Raw genomic sequence first — 15,649 nt, 5'->3', positions numbered from 1 at the left:
ACTATATGGTCCGGCAATGACCCCTGCCGCCCTCACCGACGAAGAGCTTGAACGTTACGCCCGCCACATCGTGCTGCCTGAGATCGGCGGCGCCGGCCAGCAGAGGCTGAAGCGCGCCCGGGTGCTGGTCATCGGCGCCGGCGGGCTCGGCGCGCCGGTGCTGGAGTATCTTGCTGCCGCCGGCGTCGGCACGCTCGGCATTGTCGACGACGACATCGTCTCGCTGTCCAATTTGCAGCGGCAGGTGATCCATGCCACCGACACGGTCGGCACCGCAAAGACCGGGAGCGCCAAGGCGGCGATCGCCCGTATCAATCCCCATGTCGCTGTCGAACAGCACGAATTCAGGCTGACGGCCGAGAACGCCGCGGCCCTCATTGCGCGCTACGACATCGTCGTCGACGGCTCCGACAATTTCGAGACGCGCTATGTCGTGGCCGATGCCTGCGCGGCGGAAAAGCGGCCGCTGGTGCACGCCGCCGTCGGCCGCTTCGACGGCTCGGTGACGGTGCTGATGCCGTTCGACACCGGCGCCGACGGCAGACCTAACCCTAGTTATCGCGACCTCTTTCCCGAAGCGCCGCCGGAAGGGCTGGTGCCGTCCTGCGCGGTGGCTGGCGTTGTCGGCGCGCTGACCGGCGTCATCGGCACGCTGCAGGCGATGGAAGCGATCAAGCTGATCACGGGCATCGGCGAGCCGCTGGTCGGCCGGCTGCTGCTTTACGATGCGCTGTCGGCGCGCTTCGATACCATCCGCTACAAGAGAAGCTGATCGTATGGATCGGTCCATCGGCGTTTTGGTCACGCAGCTTGCCCCCGGCTTCGATCGCTGGGACGAACTGCTCAGCCTGATCTTGCGGGCGTTTGCGCCGATGGATGGCGTCATCGACCCGCCTTCCTCGGCCCATCTGCTGAGCACTGAAAGCCTTAAGGACAAGGCCGAGCGGGAAACGGTGTTCCTGGCGTTGCAGGATGACCTGATCGCCGGCTGTATCTTCGCCCTGGAGAGGACCACTGATGTCTATGTCGGCAAGCTTGCCGTCGAGCCTGAGCTTCAGGGGCAAGGTATCGGCAGGCGGCTGATGCAGGCTGTCGAGGATTTTGCCCGCGGCCGCAACAAGCCAGCCATCGAACTCCAGACACGGATCGAACTCACGGCAAATCACGCCACCTTTGCCCGTCTCGGCTTTCGCGAAACCGCGCGCACCGTGCATCAGGGCTATGACCGGCCGACTTCGATCACCATGCGCAAGGAGCTCAAGTGAGCCTCGCCCTCAGCGCGCAGGAGCAGGCAATCGCCTCCGGCCATGACGGGGCGGCTATGGCCATGCGCATCGTTGCCGAAAGCGCCCGGTTACTTGGCGCGTCGCGACTGATCCCGATCGCCTCGGCACATATAGACGGCGCGCTCTATCACGGCGATTCCGGCACGCTGTTTGCCGAAAGGCTGGTCGAGGGCGGCGCGCGCGTTGCCGTGCGCTCGACGCTCAATGTCGGCGCACTCGATTTGATGGGCTGCTCGAGCGTGCGCCTCGAAGAGCCGGCGCGAGGCATGGCGCGGCGGATGATGGAGGCCTACCGCAAGCTGGGCTGCGAGCAGAGCTGGACCTGCGCACCCTATCAGGCCGGCCACAGGCCAGCCCAGGGCACTGACGTAGCCTGGGGTGAATCCAACGCCGTGGTATTCTGCAATTCGGTGCTCGGCGCGCGCACCAACCGTTATGGCGACTTTTTGGACATTGCTTGCGCCATATCGGGCCGGGCGCCGGATTACGGCCTGCATCGCGTCGAGAACCGGCAGGCGCGGCTGGTGTTCGATGTTTCAGGCCTCTCCGCCTCGTTCCTCGGTTCGGAGATCGCCTGGCCGGTACTGGGCAGCCTCTATGGCCGCGAGGTCGGAAATGCGGTCGGCGTTGTCAGCGGCGTATCCCACCATCCCGGCGAGGATGCGCTGAAAGCTTTTGGCGCGGCGGCGGCATCGTCTGGCGCCGTCGGCCTGTTCCATATTGCCGGCGTCACGCCTGAGGCACCCGACGCCGAGACCATCCTGGCCGGCGGCAAGCCAGAAACGGTGATCCGCGTCACGCCGGACATGGCCACGAAGGCCCGCGCCGGCCTGTCCACCGCAATCACGCAAACCGCCATCGATGCGGTAGCGATCGGCAGTCCGCATTTGTCTTCGGCCGAATTCGATGCGCTGGAGCGGTTGATCCGTGGGCGGCGGCTTAGCGTGCCGATTTATGCCTGCACCGGCCGCCATGTGCTCACGACGCTCGAACGGAACGGCCAGCGCAAGACGCTCGAGGCGAGCGGCGTGGTCATCGTCGCCGACACTTGTGTTGTGGTGACGCCGATCCTGCCGGAGCTTGCCGGCGGCGTGCTGATGACCAATTCGGGAAAGTTCGCGCAATACGCGCCGGGCAATACCGGCTACGCCGTGCTTTACGGATCGCTGGCCGACTGCGTGGAAAGCGCCGTCATCGGTAAGCCGCACTTTACGGATATTGCCGCATGAGCGCCTTGGCCGAAATCCTGGTGCCGGGTCGAGCCGGCGAAGGCGAGGCACTGGTGCTGACGGCGCCGATCAGCTTCTGGGGCGGCGTCGATCCGCAGAGCGGCCGCATCGCCGATGTCCGCCACCCGCAGCATGGCGAGACCATTGCCGGCCGCGTGCTGTTCCTGCCCGGTACGATCGGTTCGTCCTCCGCCTCCGCCGTGCTGATGGAACTCGTCCACAACGGCCACGCGCCGGCCGCACTCGTGCTGCACGAGCCGGACGCGATCCTGCTGCTCGGGTTGATCGTGGCCAGGGAAATGGGCTGGCGGACGCCGCTGGCACTCAGGCTGGAGCGCGGTGCGTTCGCGGCCTACCGTGGAAAGCGGGTGAGCGTCGCTGACGACGGCGCTCTTACAACCGCCATCTGAACGCCGTCAACTTCAGGTCCTGAGCGGCAGCACGCGGTCCGGCGGACGGTGGCCGTCGAAGAAGGCGCGTATGTTGATGATCACCCTCTCGCCCATGTCGATGCGGCCTTCGAGCGTCGCCGAGCCCATATGCGGCAACAGCACCACCTTGTTCTTGGCGGCGAGCCTCAGCAGCTTCGAGTTCAGTGCCGGCTCGTGCTCGTAGACGTCGAGGCCGGCGCCGGCGATCTTGCCGTCCTGGATCAGCTTGACCAGAAACTCCTCGTCGATGATGTCGCCGCGCGCGGTGTTTACGATGTAAGCGGTGGGTTGCAGCAGCGCCAGCCGCCGCGCTGACAGCAAATGAAAGGTGGCTGGCGTCGATGGGCAATTGACCGAGATAATGTCCATGCGGGCAAGCATCTGGTCGAGGCTTTCCCAATAGGTCGCCTCCAGTCCTTCCTCGACCGCCGGCAGCACGCGGTGGCGGTTGTGGTAGTGGATCGACAGGCCGAAGGCCTTGGCGCGCCTGGCGACCGCGGTGCCGATGCGGCCCATGCCGACAATGCCGAGGCGCTTGCCCCAGATGCGCCGGCCGAGCATCCAGGTCGGCGACCAGCCGGCCCATTTCTTGTCGCTGGTCAGGACATTGGCGCCTTCCGCGAGCCGCCGCGGCACCGCCAGCATCAGCGCCATGGTCATATCGGCGGTGTCTTCGGTCAGCACGTTCGGCGTGTTGGTGACGGTGATGCCTTTCTTGGCTGCCGCCTCCACGTCGATCTTGTCGACACCATTGCCGAAATTGGCGATCAGCTTGAGATTGTCGCCGGCCTGGGCAATCAGCGCGGCGTCGATCTGGTCGGTTATGGTCGGCACCAGCACGTCCGCTTCCTTGACCGCCGCAACCAGCTCCGGCTGCGTCATCGGCCTGTCCTCGACATTCAGCCTGGCGTCGAAGAGTTCGCGCATGCGGGTCTCGACCGGATCAGGGAGCTTGCGCGTGATGACGACGAGAGGCCGTTTTTTGCCTGCCATTGTTTCCTCGAACCCGATCTCGTTGAGACCTCTTTAACCAAGACAGGCGAAACTGAATACCGGTCGCGGTGCCTGCCACTCCTGTAACAAGCGGTGCCGCCGAAGACAAAGAAAAAGGGGCGCATGGCCAAAGGGCAGGCGCCGAAAGGAACGAAAGTGTCTGGTTTCGCGTCGCTTCGCCTGGTCCTCAGCGCAGCGCTTCTCGGCGCTCTCCTGCATTCCCCGCAAGCCGCGGCGCAAGGTGCTGCCGCACCTGCGCAGACGGTGACGCTTGGGCCGAGCGGCCTGCCGCTGCCTCGCTTCGTCAGCCTGAAATCAGCCCGCGTCAACTCGCGCGTCGGCCCGGGCGCCAACTATTCCGTCGACTGGATGTACACAAAGGCCGGACTGCCGATGGAAATCATCCAGGAATTCGATACGTGGCGACGCGTGCGCGATGCCGACGGTTCGGAGGGCTGGATCAACCAGTCGCTGCTGTCGGGCCGCCGCACGGCGATCGTCGCCCCCTGGCAGCGCAGCAAGGGCGGCCGAATCAATCTGCTCGACGATGCGGACAAGGACGCCAGCGTCGTCGCCATCATCGAGCCGGGCGTGACAGGCACGATCAAAACCTGTGATGGCCAGTGGTGCGAAATGACCTTCGACGGCCACACCGGCTGGATCGCCCAGTCGCAGGTCTGGGGCGCCTATCCCGGCGAGCACGTCAAGAACTGAGATTGCTGGAAATGCCGGCTAGCGGCCGATGCGGCCGAGATGGGTGTCCTGGAAGCCGCTCGACAGCTTGAGGCCATAGCCGAGAGCACGGTCGACCGCGATGTGGATAATCCAGATCAGCCCGGTTGCCGTCGCCATCGAATTGGCCAGGACGTATCCGGCGAGCGCCAGGAAAAGCGGGACAATCAGGATATGCAAAGCATTGTAAGCGACGGCGCCAACGCGCGGCCCGGCGAGATAGCCCAGCATCGACAGGTCAGGCGCCAGGATGAGCAGGGCAAACAGCCACCAGGAAGTACCCGACAGCGCGTAAAGGACGATGCCCACCACTGCGATGGCGGCCCATTCGAGCCGGATCACCAGATCGACCGGTTTCATTGATGTGCTATTCTATTCTGTTCCACGCAATTCCGGACGGAAAACCGTTTCACTTTTCCTGGAATTGCTCAGATGCCGCGCTTCGGGCGCAGCCGCACCACGATGTCGACATTGGCGATCTCCATGCCCGCGGGTGGCTCCGGCAGGTTGGAGACGGTCACCGGACCGCTTTCGATGTCGAAGATCCTGTTTTCGCCTTCGATGTAGAAATGATGGTGATCGGAGGTGTTGGTGTCGAAATAGGTCTTCGACCCCTCGACCGCGAGGATGCGCAGCAGGCCGGCCTGGGTGAACTGGTGAAGGGCGTTGTAGACGGTGGCAAGCGAGACCGGCACGCCGGCGGCGACCGCCTCCTCATGCAGTTCCTCGGCCGAAAGGTGGCGGTCGCCTTTGGCAAAAAGCAGATCGGCCAGCGCAATGCGCTGGCGCGTCGGCCTTAGGCCGGCTTCGCGAACCCGCTTGTCCACAGCGACATTTTCCTTCCGGCAGCCCAGATCCATCTATTCGTCCAAGCCCACAGTTCCGCCTCAAGACACCCCCAGAGTGGCGAAAAAACGTCATCGGCCGAAACTGGACACCTCTCGACATATATTCTGTTGGCCGAATGCGATCAATAGAGCGACGTGCGTCCAGTTGGACGCACTAAGTGCGCTCTATCACTTTTTTGGCGTCGCATCGTGCTTTCAGGAAATCGAAATCGATTTCCGGGCCGATGCGAGAGCGCGCATTGACCCGGGCAGACGGGCGGGTTAAGCGCAAACGCCGGTTTCCGGCTCGAAATGGATTGTGTTAGGAAACCAACGACAAGGGCGCCCACCGCCCGGGACTATTATGGGGACGAGATTGATGGCGGGTTCGAAATCCAGCTACGGTTACGAGGAATTGCTGGCCTGTGCCCGCGGCGAGCTGTTCGGGCCCGGCAACGCCCAGTTGCCCTACCCGCCGATGCTGATGTTCGACCGCATCACCGAGATCAGCGAGACCGGTGGCGCCCACGACAAGGGCTTCATCCGCGCCGAATTCGACATCAAGCCGGACCTGTGGTTCTTCGCCTGCCATTTCATCGGCAATCCGATCATGCCGGGGTGCCTCGGCCTCGACGCCATGTGGCAATTGACAGGGTTCTACCTCGGCTGGCTCGGCGAACCGGGCAAGGGCATGGCGCTGTCGACCGGCGAAGTGAAATTCAAGGGCATGGTGACGCCATCGGTCAAGAAGGTCGAATACGGCATTGATTTCAAGCGCGTCATGCGCGGGCGCCTGGTGCTCGGCATCGCCGATGGCTGGCTTAAGGCCGACGGCGAACCCATATACGCGGCGACAGACCTCAAGGTGGGGCTGTCCAAGCAATCGGCCGCCTGACCGGCGCCACTGCAGCAGGGCGTTTCCCGGAACGCGCAACGACGCTGCAGCATTTTGATTTTGCGTATGATCGCCGGCCAAAACCGGCTACGGTTTCGGGATCATCCGCTGGAAGGAGTTGCGAATGAGAAGGGTCGTCGTCACAGGCCTCGGCATCGTATCGTCGATCGGCAACAATGCCAACGAGGTGCAATCCTCGCTCTACGATGCCAAATCCGGCATCAGCTTCTCCGATTCCTTCGCCGAACACGGCTTCCGCTGCCAGGTCTGGGGCGCGCCGACGCTCGACCCGTCGGCCATGATCGACCGTCGTGCCATGCGCTTCCTGAGCCAGGGTGCAGCCTGGAACCATGTCGCCATGGACCAGGCCATCGCCGACGCCGGCCTTGGCGAAAGCGACATCACCAATGAGCGCACCGGCATCGTCATGGGATCGGGCGGTCCGTCCACCCGTACCATCGTTGAGGCGGCCGAGATCACGCTCAAGAACAACAGCCCCAAGCGCATCGGTCCTTTCGCGGTGCCGAAGGCGATGTCGTCAACCGCATCGGCGACGCTCGCCACCTGGTTCAAGATCCACGGTGTCAATTATTCGATCTCGTCGGCGTGCTCGACCTCCGCGCATTGCATCGGCAATGCCTACGAGCTGATCCAATGGGGCAAGCAGGATGTGATGTTTGCCGGCGGCCATGAAGACCTCGACTGGACGATGTCGGACCTGTTCGACGCCATGGGCGCGATGTCGTCGAAGTATAACGACAAGGCGCCAACGGCGTCCCGCGCGTACGACGCCAATCGCGACGGTTTCGTCATCGCCGGCGGCGCGGGCGTCCTCATCCTGGAGGAACTCGAACACGCCAAGGCGCGAGGCGCCAAGATCTATGCCGAGATCGTCGGCTACGGCGCGACGTCGGATGGCTATGACATGGTGGCGCCGTCCGGCGAAGGCGCGGTGCGCTGCATGCGCCAGGCGCTGGCGACGGTGTCTACGCCGGTCGACTACATCAACACCCACGGCACCTCGACGCCGGTCGGCGATTCCCGGGAAATGGCCGCCATCCGCGAGGTGTTCGGCGACAAGATGCCGTTCATCACCTCGACCAAGTCGCTGACCGGCCATTCGCTGGGCGCCGCTGGTGTGCAGGAATCAATCTACTCGATCCTGATGATGCAAGGCGGCTTCATCGGCGAAAGCGCCCATATCGAAAACCTCGATCCGGAATTCGAGGGCATGCCGATTGTGCGCAAGCGTATCGACGACGCCAGGATCGACACGGTTTTGTCCAATTCGTTCGGTTTCGGTGGCACCAACGCAACGCTCGTTTTCCAGCGCTATTCCGCATAAGGCCAGCGCTTTTATATAAGGATTGCCGGCCATGGACGGACTGATGAAGGGCAAGCGCGGGCTTGTCATGGGCGTCGCCAACGATCATTCGATCGCCTGGGGCATCGCCAGGAAATTGTCCGAACACGGGGCGGAGCTCGCCTTCACGTATCAGGGCGATGCCTTCGGACGCCGCGTCAAGCCGCTCGCCGAGAAGCTCGGGGCGTCGCTGGTCGTGCCCTGCGACGTCGAGGATAGCGCATCAGTCGCGGCCACCTTCGAGACGCTCGGCAAGGAATGGGGCGGGCTCGACTTTGTCGTCCACGCCATCGGCTTTTCCGACAAGAACGAACTCAAGGGGCTATACGCCGACACCAGCCGCGACAATTTCGTCCGCACCATGGTCATCTCCTGCTATTCGTTCACCGAGATCGCCAGGCACGCCGCCCGGCTGATGAGCGATGGCGGCGCGATGATCACGCTGACCTATGCCGGCTCCGTCCGCGTGATGCCGAACTACAACGTCATGGGCGTCGCCAAGGCCGGGCTCGAGGCCAGTGTGCGTTATCTCGCCAATGATTACGGCCCGCGCGGCATCAGGGTGAACGGCATATCGGCGGGGCCGGTGCGTACGCTGGCCGGCGCAGGTATTTCGGACGCGCGGCACATGTATTCCTACCAGCAGCGCAACTCGCCGCTGCGCCGCACGGTGACCATCGACGAGGTCGGCGGCTCGGCGCTCTATCTTTTGTCCGACCTCTCGTCAGGCGTCACCGGTGAGATCCATTATGTCGATTCCGGCTATCACATCGTGTCCATGCCAACGCTGGATGAGTTGAAGCAGACCGACAGCGGGCGCGATTAGAGCCTGTTCCATCCCCATTAAATCAGGATGGCTATATCTCTTTTGGTTAAGCATGATCTCTGGACTAACGGTTCCCGTTTATCCGAGAAAAGCTGAGATCACTTTTCGCGATCATGCTCCAGTTCTTCCAGTAAAATTCGATGCATTGGCGGAAACTCATTTTAAGGAGATACCCGCTATAAGTCCTATGGCTAGGGCACTGCGCGTGCTTTAGGATTTATGAATTCGCGTGTGATCTTCCGGAAAGTCGAGTTGATTTTTGGGATCGTGCAACAGGGACTGAGCAATGCCTGCTGTCAGCAACCCGAAGCGAACACCTGTGTTCCGGCTGCTCACCGTCGCCGCCTCGGGCCTTTGCAGTTTCGTTCTCGGGCTCTGGGGTCTCAAGTTCGGTTTCGGTGACGGCTTTGCCGGCATGCAGGCAGGAACCATGGTCGGCATCGCGTCGGCTTTGTGCGCGCTGGCAGCCGCTGGTGCTGCACTCTCGTTCTTTGCCGGCGTCGATGAATCGGTGGACTACGTCTTCAACGAAACCCAGTTCGACAAGCTGACCGGGCTTTTGGCGCGGCCGGCCATGGTCGGCAAGGTTGCCGATGCGGCGTCGGCGACGATCAAGACCGGCGAGCCGGTGTTCCTCATCGACATCGACATCGACCGCTTCAAGCAGATCAACGATGCGATCGGCTACAGCCATGGCGACGAACTGATCCGCGCGTTCACCAAGCGGCTGAGGGCCTGCATGCCCGAGGGCACGGTGATGGGGCGTATCGGTGCCGGCGAGTTCGCAATTCTCGTCTCGGAACGCGAGATGCAGGGATCGATGGAAGCAACCGTCGAAACCCTGATCGAGGAGATGCTGAAGCCCTACCAGCTTGATTCCCACCTGCAATCGGTCGGCCTGTCGGTGGGCATCGTGGCGATGCCGAAGGACGGCGTCGATCCCGTCCTCGTCCTGCGCCGCTCCAACCTGGCGCTGCAGAATGCGCGCGCCGGCGGGGTGGGCAACTGGGCGGTCTTCCATTCCGACATGGGCCAGGTAGCCGATTACCGCCACTGGGTCGAATCCGAGCTGCACATCGCCTTCGACCGCGGCGATTTCGACCTCCATTACCAGCCGCAGCTTGATCTTCCGAGCGGCCGCATCGTCGGCTACGAGGCGCTGATCCGCTGGAAACATCCGGAACGGGGCATGATCCCGCCGATGGAGTTCATTCCGATCGCGGAGGAGACCGGCATGATCCACCCGATCGGCAATTGGGTGCTGCACAAGGCCTGCAGCGATGCCCGCCATTTGCCCGAGGACTGCTTTGTTGCCGTCAACATCTCGCCGGTCCAGTTCATGACCAAGGATTTCGTCGGTATCGTGCGCGACACGATGGCCAGCACCGGCATCAAGCCGTCACGGCTGGAGCTCGAACTGACCGAGACGGCGATGATGCAGGACCGCGACCGCGCCGCCATCATCCTGCAGCAGCTTGCCGACATGGGCATTTCGGTGGCCGTCGACGATTTCGGCACCGGCTATTCCAATCTGAGCTATCTGATCGACTTCGCCTTCGGCAAGCTGAAGATCGACCGCTCCTTCATCAGCCGCATGGACACCGATTCCAATTCGGGTGCCGTGGTCTCGACCATCGTCGGCCTGTCACGGGCGCTCGGCGTCGGCATTATCGCCGAAGGCGTCGAGACCGAGAATCAGGCGACGCTTTTGCGAGCGGCCGGCTGCGAGATGGTGCAGGGCTACCTGTTCGGCAGGCCGGCGCCGCTCAAGATCAAGCCCGGCGAGATCAGAGCGACCATTCCCGTCCACGAGCCGGCGCGCATCGTCAGCATGCATTGAGGCGGCGCTACGCGCTTTTCCGGAAGTTGTCCTATCGACGCGCGGCAAAGACCTTGAACATGCCGTCGCGGGCGAGTTCGGAATGGCTGGAGAATACGGCCTTCAGAACCGGTTCGTAAGGCAGCTGGCGGTTTGCCACCATGAACAGCCGCCCGCCCGGCTTCAGCGCCTTGCCCGCCGCCTGGATCATGCCGGCGCCGATTTCCGGTTCGGCCGCCCGGCTGCGATGGAAGGGCGGGTTCATGAGGATCACGTCATAGCGCCGCTCGACCGGCTCGCTCAGCAGATCGATCCAGAAGAAGCCCGGCTCGAAGCCTATGTTGCCGATATTGTTTTTGGCCGCCTCAAGCGCGTCGAAATCCGCCTCGTAGAGGTCGAGCCCGGTTATGCCGGGTGAACTTGCCGCAATCTCGGCAGCGACATAGCCCCAGCCGGCGCAGAAATCGGCGATGTTGCCACGCAGGTCTTTGGGCAGGTTGTCGACCAGAAGTTTTGAACCGGCGTCGATGCGATCGAAGGAAAACATGCCGGGCGCGGTGCGGAAGCGGCCATCGATCAGCGCGACAGGGTTGGCGATCCGGAGTTTTTCCGCGGCGACCAGATCGACAGGACGGCGAAGCCAGAAGGCAATGCCGTGATGTTTCGGCAGATGGCCTTCGAGCGGCACAAGCTCGTCGATGCGCTTGCGCAGGCTGTCGATGCCGTCCTCCTTGCCGGCGGCGACAACGATCAGGCCGCCCGGTGCAACTCGTTCGATCGCCTCGGCTATGCGCATCTCGTTCTGGCCGCGATGGCGGCCAACGAGGACGAGCGCTGCATCGAATGCATCGCCCTCCGGACGCGGCGTCACCGTGTGGCCAGCACGCTCCAGCGCGCGGAAATGCGGCCGGAAGCCCTGCACGAGGTGAAGCGCCGCCTCAAAACCTCCCGGCAGGCGGAAGCCGGGCTCGGCGCCGAGGAATAGCACACGTTCGCACTTTTGCGGCAGAGGCAGCGCCTCGGCCTCGAAGGGATGGAACAGTGTCTTCAGCGGCTCAGCGGCCATTCTTCGATCTCATGCCTGAAACAAACGGGGTCTTAAACGAAAACGGGCGCGACCTCTGCCGCGCCCGTTTCAATTTCACTATCAGACCGCTCAGGCGGCGTTTTCTTCGCCTTCGGCCTTCTTGTCGCGGACGATTTCCTTGCCGGTGGCCTGGTCGACGACCTTCATCGACAGGCGGACCTTGCCGCGCTCGTCGAAGCCCATCAGCTTGACCCAGACCTTGTCGCCTTCCTTGACGACGTCCGAGGTCTTGGCGACCCGGTCGTTGGCAAGCTGCGAAATGTGGACGAGGCCGTCACGCGGACCGAAGAAGTTGACGAAAGCGCCGAAGTCGGCGGTCTTGACGACCGTGCCTTCGTAGATCTCGCCGACTTCCGGCTCGGCGACGATGGTGTGGATCCACTTCTTGGCCGCCTCGATCTCCTTGGCGTTCGACGAAGCGATCTTGACCGTGCCGTCATCCTCGATGTTGATCTTGGCGCCAGTCTTCTCGACGATCTCGCGGATGACCTTGCCGCCGGAGCCGATGACGTCGCGGATCTTGTCGGTCGGGATGTGCATGACCTCGATGCGCGGTGCGAACTCACCGAGTTCCGGGCGGGCGCCGGTCAGAGCATGCGCCATCTCGCCGAGGATATGCTGGCGGCCATCCTTGGCCTGGTCCAGCGCGATCTTCATGATCTCCTCGGTGATGCCCTCGATCTTGATGTCCATCTGCAGCGAGGTGATGCCGTTGGCGGTACCGGCGACCTTGAAGTCCATGTCGCCGAGGTGATCTTCGTCACCCAGGATGTCGGACAGAACCGCGAAGCGCTCGCCTTCCTTGATCAGGCCCATGGCGATACCGGCGACTGGCTTGGCCAACGGCACGCCGGCATCCATCAGCGCCAGCGAGGTGCCGCAGACGGTGGCCATCGACGACGAGCCGTTGGACTCGGTGATCTCCGAGACGACGCGCAGCGTATAGGGGAACTGGTCAGCGGAGGGCAGCATCGGACGGATGGCGCGCCAGGCGAGCTTGCCGTGGCCGATTTCGCGGCGGCCCGGCGAACCCATGCGGCCGGTCTCACCGACAGAGTAGGGAGGGAAGTTGTAGTGAAGGAGGAACTTCTCCTTGTACATGCCGGTCAGCGAATCGACATACTGCTCGTCCTCGCCGGTGCCGAGCGTGGCAACGACCAGCGCCTGGGTCTCGCCGCGGGTAAACAGCGCCGAACCGTGGGTGCGCGGCAAAACGCCGACTTCGGAGACGATCTTGCGGACCGTCTTGAGGTCACGGCCGTCGATGCGCGAGCCGGTGTCGAGGATGTTCCAGCGCACGACCTTGGCCTGAAGTTCCTTGAACACCGAGCCGATCTGCTCGGAGGTGTACTTGGCGTCTTCGCCTTCGGCCGGGGCAAACGCTGCCTTGACCTTGGCCTTGACGGCGTCGACGGCGGCGTAGCGCTTTTGCTTGTCGACATTCTTGTAGGCATTGCTGAGTTCGTCGCCGACGATCTTCAGCATCTCGGCTTCAAGCGCGGAATAATCCGGCGCGGTGAAATCGCGCGGCTCCTTGGCGGCAACTTCGGCCAGCTTGATGATGGCGTCGATCACCGGCTGGAAGCCCTTGTGGCCGAACATGACGGCGCCGAGCATCAGCTCTTCGCCAAGTTCTTTGGCTTCGGACTCGACCATCAGAACGGCGTCGGCGGTGCCGGCGACAACGAGGTCAAGCTTGGATTCCTGCATCTCGTCGACATGCGGGTTGAGCACATATTCGCCGTTGATGTAACCGACGCGGGCGCCGCCGACCGGGCCCATGAAGGGGACGCCCGAGAGCGTCAGAGCGGCCGAGGTGGCAACGATCGACAGGATGTCCGGATCGTTTTCGAGGTCATGCTGGACGACGGTGACGACGATCTGGGTGTCGTTCTTGTAGCCGTCGGCGAAGAGCGGGCGGATCGGGCGGTCGATGAGACGGGAAACCAGCGTTTCCTTTTCGCTCGGACGGCCTTCGCGCTTGAAGTAGCCGCCCGGGATCTTGCCGGCGGCGTAGGTCTTTTCCTGGTAGTTGACGGTCAGCGGGAAGAAATCGAGACCCGGCTTCGGCTCCTTCATCGAAACGACGGTGGCGAGAACCTTGGTTTCGCCGTAGGTCGCGAGCACCGCGCCGTCAGCCTGACGCGCGATCTTGCCGGTTTCCAGGATGAGCGGACGACCGCCCCATTCGATTTCCACTTTGTGGTGATTGAACATGTCTTGTCCTTAATAAGCGGAAAGGGCCGCGCCGTTTCACGGTGCGCGGATGCCCTTCCCTGGCTTCCTTTCTCGGGCAGCCACGGGCAAGACAACGGGAAGCTCGGGTAAATTTCGGCGCTGGATAAGCGCACGAGCGTCCTGCAATCCTGCCCCATGACCGTCCATGGGCGGTTTCGAGTGGCCCTCTGCACGCTCGAAACCGGGTCTGGCCAATCGAAGCGACTGGCAGAATGCGCGACCGGCGGGCTCTCCTTCGAAAGCCCGCCGGTCAATTCGTCAACGGCGCAGACCGAGCTTCTCGATCAGCGTCTGATAGCGCGCGTCGTCCTTGCGCTTGAGATAATCAAGCAGGCTGCGGCGCTGGGAGACGAGAGCGAGCAGACCACGGCGGGAATGGTTATCCTTCTTGTGGTCCTTGAAGTGGTCGGTCAGGTTCTTGATGCGCTCGGAAAGGATGGCCACCTGGACTTCCGGAGACCCGGTATCGCCCTTGGCGGTTGCGAATTCACCCATCAATTCCTTTTTGCGCTCGGCAGTAATCGACATCGTGTTTTTCCTTATCTGTTTGAGGAAACGGGTCGCCCTCAGCCGGGATGTCGTCCAGCAGGGGCCGGTGCAAGCAACGCGACATGGCGCGATGCTGCGGCGCATATAGGGCAATTCCCCGGAAAACACCAGCCCAATTCATAAAGCCGGCTTGTCGCAGGCTTTTCATGGGGAATCCAAGATTTCCCTGATGCCGGAGGCCTCAAGCGCGTGGGGTACGCGCTTGAGATCTTTGTTCTGCATGTCGTTGACCCAGAACCGCTGACACTTCTGGGCGACATGCATTAGAGCCACTTCTTGCGTTTGAAGAAGACGATCAGGCCGACAGCAACGGCCAGCATGAACAGCAGCGAAGCCGGGTAGCCATAATAGGCTTTCAGTTCCGGCATATTCCATGGCGAGCTTTCAGGGTCGAAATTCATCCCCCAGATACCAACCAGGAAGGTTAACGGCATGAAGATCACCGAGACGATGGTCAGATAAGAGATGACATCGTTGGTGCGCGCCTGGCTCAGCGACAGATGCATTTCGATAAGGCCGGTCAGCATGTCGCGCTGGTTCTCGACCAGTTCGATCAGCCGCAGTGCGTGGTCGAGCGTGTCGTTGAAAAAGATCTTCGTCTCGGGCTTCACATAGGGCACGTCGTTGCGGATCAGCGTCGCCAGTGCGTCGCGCATCGGCCACAGCACGCCCTTGAGCACATTGGCGTCGCGCCGCAATTCGTGCAGTTGCCGCATCTGATGCTTGTGCGGGGTGTTGAGCATCTCGTCCTCGATGCCGTCGACCTCCTCGCTCGCGGCCTCAATCGGCGGGAAATAGCTGTCGACGATGGAGTCGATGAGCGCATAGGCCAGATAGTCGGCGCCGCGCATCCGCAAGCGGTTGGGCAGCGAGGCGGCAATGCGCTTGCGCACGGGATCGAACGGATCGCCTTCGCGCTCCTGGAAGGTGACGACGAAATTCCTGCCGAAGAACACCGCGATCTGCTCGTAGCGATGCACTTTGACATCGTCGATCATGCGCATGACGACGAAGGCGTGATCCTCGAAGAAATCGACCTTCGGCCGCTGGCCGGTGTTGACGACGTCTTCCAGAGCCAGCGGATGCAGGTTGAAAATCCGGCCGATCTCCTCGATCAGCTGGATGTTGGCCAGCCCGGTGCAATCCAGCCAGACGACCGGCCAGTTGTCGCAATGGGTGTTGAGATCATCGATGCTGGCCTTGTCGATGGTCTTGAATTTTTCCGGTGAGATCAGCGTCAGCCGGAGCTCGGAGCGGCGCGCCGCCGGATCGGCGATCAGCGTGCCCGGCGAGGCGCCGACCGGCGGTCGCCGCGTTTTCACCGGCGCCCGCTTCTTCACAGCCTCAGCCTTAGCCATCTGCCCCTCGGATGTA

17 protein-coding genes are annotated in these 15,649 nt (G+C 62.7%); 9 read left to right on the top strand and 8 right to left on the bottom strand.

The features are described from left to right. Positions 1–16 precede the first annotated feature (16 nt). The 4 genes from AC04SG_RS04820 to AC04SG_RS04805 are packed head-to-tail and all read left to right on the top strand — an operon-like array spanning position 17 to position 2,925. Positions 17–772, top strand: a complete 756-nt coding sequence (locus AC04SG_RS04820; protein WP_203277819.1) for a molybdopterin-synthase adenylyltransferase MoeB — start codon at positions 17–19, stop codon at positions 770–772. A gap of 4 nt (positions 773–776) precedes the next feature. Beyond that, a complete protein-coding gene (locus AC04SG_RS04815; RefSeq protein WP_488550118.1) occupies positions 777–1,265 on the top strand; it encodes a GNAT family N-acetyltransferase in 489 nt (162 codons plus the stop codon). Next, the gene (locus AC04SG_RS04810; RefSeq protein ID WP_488550117.1) at positions 1,262–2,515 is read left to right on the top strand and encodes an aconitase X; all 1,254 of its coding nucleotides are present in this window, start codon (positions 1,262–1,264) and stop codon (positions 2,513–2,515) included. Before AC04SG_RS04815 ends, AC04SG_RS04810 begins: the two co-directional genes overlap by 4 nt. After that, positions 2,512–2,925 (top strand): aconitase X swivel domain-containing protein, encoded by a 414-nt coding sequence (locus AC04SG_RS04805; RefSeq protein WP_488550116.1) that lies wholly within the window; start codon positions 2,512–2,514, stop codon positions 2,923–2,925. The genes AC04SG_RS04810 and AC04SG_RS04805 overlap by 4 nt, the downstream gene beginning before the upstream one ends. A gap of 12 nt (positions 2,926–2,937) precedes the next feature. Here AC04SG_RS04805 and AC04SG_RS04800 read toward each other — a convergent pair whose 3' ends face one another. Next, positions 2,938–3,939, bottom strand: coding sequence for a 2-hydroxyacid dehydrogenase (locus AC04SG_RS04800; protein WP_488550115.1), 1,002 nt, complete (start codon positions 3,937–3,939; stop codon positions 2,938–2,940). 156 nt (positions 3,940–4,095) lie between these two features. Between AC04SG_RS04800 and AC04SG_RS04795 the strand changes: the two genes are divergently transcribed. Further along, on the top strand, positions 4,096–4,653 hold the full coding sequence (locus AC04SG_RS04795; RefSeq protein ID WP_112560553.1) for an SH3 domain-containing protein: 558 nt from the start codon (positions 4,096–4,098) through the stop codon (positions 4,651–4,653). Positions 4,654–4,671: 18 nt separating this feature from the next. Here the strand turns inward: AC04SG_RS04795 and AC04SG_RS04790 are convergent, their stop codons facing one another. Together AC04SG_RS04790 and irrA are read right to left on the bottom strand one after the other, a co-directional pair. After that, positions 4,672–5,031: a DUF4260 domain-containing protein gene (locus tag AC04SG_RS04790; protein WP_488550114.1), complete on the bottom strand. Its 360-nt coding sequence runs from the start codon at positions 5,029–5,031 to the stop codon at positions 4,672–4,674. A gap of 68 nt (positions 5,032–5,099) precedes the next feature. Next, entirely contained in the window at positions 5,100–5,531 is a 432-nt protein-coding gene (irrA, locus tag AC04SG_RS04785; protein ID WP_488550113.1) for an iron response transcriptional regulator IrrA, read from the bottom strand. A 346-nt stretch (positions 5,532–5,877) separates the two neighbouring features. Here irrA and fabA point away from each other — a divergent pair, with 346 nt between their 5' ends. The 4 genes from fabA to AC04SG_RS04765 all read left to right on the top strand — a co-directional run bounded on the left by fabA (position 5,878) and on the right by AC04SG_RS04765 (position 10,422). Further along, a complete protein-coding gene (gene fabA, locus AC04SG_RS04780; RefSeq protein ID WP_023669566.1) occupies positions 5,878–6,393 on the top strand; it encodes a 3-hydroxyacyl-[acyl-carrier-protein] dehydratase FabA in 516 nt (171 codons plus the stop codon). Positions 6,394–6,517: 124 nt separating this feature from the next. Then, a complete protein-coding gene (gene fabB, locus AC04SG_RS04775) occupies positions 6,518–7,738 on the top strand; it encodes a beta-ketoacyl-ACP synthase I (RefSeq protein ID WP_112566376.1) in 1,221 nt (406 codons plus the stop codon). Between the two features lie 31 nt (positions 7,739–7,769). Further along, on the top strand, positions 7,770–8,582 hold the full coding sequence (fabI, locus tag AC04SG_RS04770) for an enoyl-ACP reductase FabI (RefSeq protein ID WP_488550112.1): 813 nt from the start codon (positions 7,770–7,772) through the stop codon (positions 8,580–8,582). Between the two features lie 286 nt (positions 8,583–8,868). After that, complete coding sequence (locus AC04SG_RS04765) at positions 8,869–10,422, top strand: putative bifunctional diguanylate cyclase/phosphodiesterase (RefSeq protein ID WP_488550111.1); 1,554 nt, start codon at positions 8,869–8,871, stop codon at positions 10,420–10,422. 31 nt (positions 10,423–10,453) lie between these two features. Here AC04SG_RS04765 and AC04SG_RS04760 read toward each other — a convergent pair whose 3' ends face one another. The 5 genes from AC04SG_RS04760 to corA all read right to left on the bottom strand — a co-directional run bounded on the left by AC04SG_RS04760 (position 10,454) and on the right by corA (position 15,633). Then, positions 10,454–11,467: a class I SAM-dependent methyltransferase gene (locus AC04SG_RS04760; RefSeq protein ID WP_488550110.1), complete on the bottom strand. Its 1,014-nt coding sequence runs from the start codon at positions 11,465–11,467 to the stop codon at positions 10,454–10,456. Between the two features lie 90 nt (positions 11,468–11,557). Further along, the gene (gene pnp, locus AC04SG_RS04755) at positions 11,558–13,705 is read right to left on the bottom strand and encodes a polyribonucleotide nucleotidyltransferase (protein WP_112566388.1); all 2,148 of its coding nucleotides are present in this window, start codon (positions 13,703–13,705) and stop codon (positions 11,558–11,560) included. Positions 13,706–13,984: 279 nt separating this feature from the next. Then, positions 13,985–14,269 (bottom strand): 30S ribosomal protein S15, encoded by a 285-nt coding sequence (rpsO, locus tag AC04SG_RS04750; RefSeq protein WP_407660271.1) that lies wholly within the window; start codon positions 14,267–14,269, stop codon positions 13,985–13,987. Then, entirely contained in the window at positions 14,214–14,423 is a 210-nt protein-coding gene (locus tag AC04SG_RS04745; RefSeq protein WP_488550240.1) for a hypothetical protein, read from the bottom strand. The genes rpsO and AC04SG_RS04745 overlap by 56 nt, the downstream gene beginning before the upstream one ends. Positions 14,424–14,538: 115 nt before the next feature. Beyond that, a complete protein-coding gene (gene corA, locus AC04SG_RS04740; RefSeq protein WP_488550109.1) occupies positions 14,539–15,633 on the bottom strand; it encodes a magnesium/cobalt transporter CorA in 1,095 nt (364 codons plus the stop codon). Between the last annotated feature and the right edge of the window lie 16 nt (positions 15,634–15,649).

This window comes from Mesorhizobium sp. CNPSo 4684 (genome assembly GCF_057784315.1).
This window is presented reverse-complemented; position numbering and strand designations above follow the sequence as displayed.

Coding starts and splice junctions, on each gene's coding strand:
- AC04SG_RS04760 (WP_488550110.1), bottom strand. CDS start 11,467: ATGGCCGCTGAGCCGCTGAAGACACTGTTCCATCCCTTCGAGGCCGAG.
- fabA (WP_023669566.1), top strand. CDS start 5,878: ATGGCGGGTTCGAAATCCAGCTACGGTTACGAGGAATTGCTGGCCTGT.
- pnp (WP_112566388.1), bottom strand. CDS start 13,705: ATGTTCAATCACCACAAAGTGGAAATCGAATGGGGCGGTCGTCCGCTC.
- AC04SG_RS04805 (WP_488550116.1), top strand. CDS start 2,512: ATGAGCGCCTTGGCCGAAATCCTGGTGCCGGGTCGAGCCGGCGAAGGC.
- AC04SG_RS04745 (WP_488550240.1), bottom strand. CDS start 14,423: ATGAAAAGCCTGCGACAAGCCGGCTTTATGAATTGGGCTGGTGTTTTC.
- fabI (WP_488550112.1), top strand. CDS start 7,770: ATGGACGGACTGATGAAGGGCAAGCGCGGGCTTGTCATGGGCGTCGCC.
- AC04SG_RS04790 (WP_488550114.1), bottom strand. CDS start 5,031: ATGAAACCGGTCGATCTGGTGATCCGGCTCGAATGGGCCGCCATCGCA.
- corA (WP_488550109.1), bottom strand. CDS start 15,633: ATGGCTAAGGCTGAGGCTGTGAAGAAGCGGGCGCCGGTGAAAACGCGG.
- AC04SG_RS04820 (WP_203277819.1), top strand. CDS start 17: ATGACCCCTGCCGCCCTCACCGACGAAGAGCTTGAACGTTACGCCCGC.
- AC04SG_RS04800 (WP_488550115.1), bottom strand. CDS start 3,939: ATGGCAGGCAAAAAACGGCCTCTCGTCGTCATCACGCGCAAGCTCCCT.
- AC04SG_RS04765 (WP_488550111.1), top strand. CDS start 8,869: ATGCCTGCTGTCAGCAACCCGAAGCGAACACCTGTGTTCCGGCTGCTC.
- AC04SG_RS04815 (WP_488550118.1), top strand. CDS start 777: ATGGATCGGTCCATCGGCGTTTTGGTCACGCAGCTTGCCCCCGGCTTC.
- irrA (WP_488550113.1), bottom strand. CDS start 5,531: ATGGATCTGGGCTGCCGGAAGGAAAATGTCGCTGTGGACAAGCGGGTT.
- fabB (WP_112566376.1), top strand. CDS start 6,518: ATGAGAAGGGTCGTCGTCACAGGCCTCGGCATCGTATCGTCGATCGGC.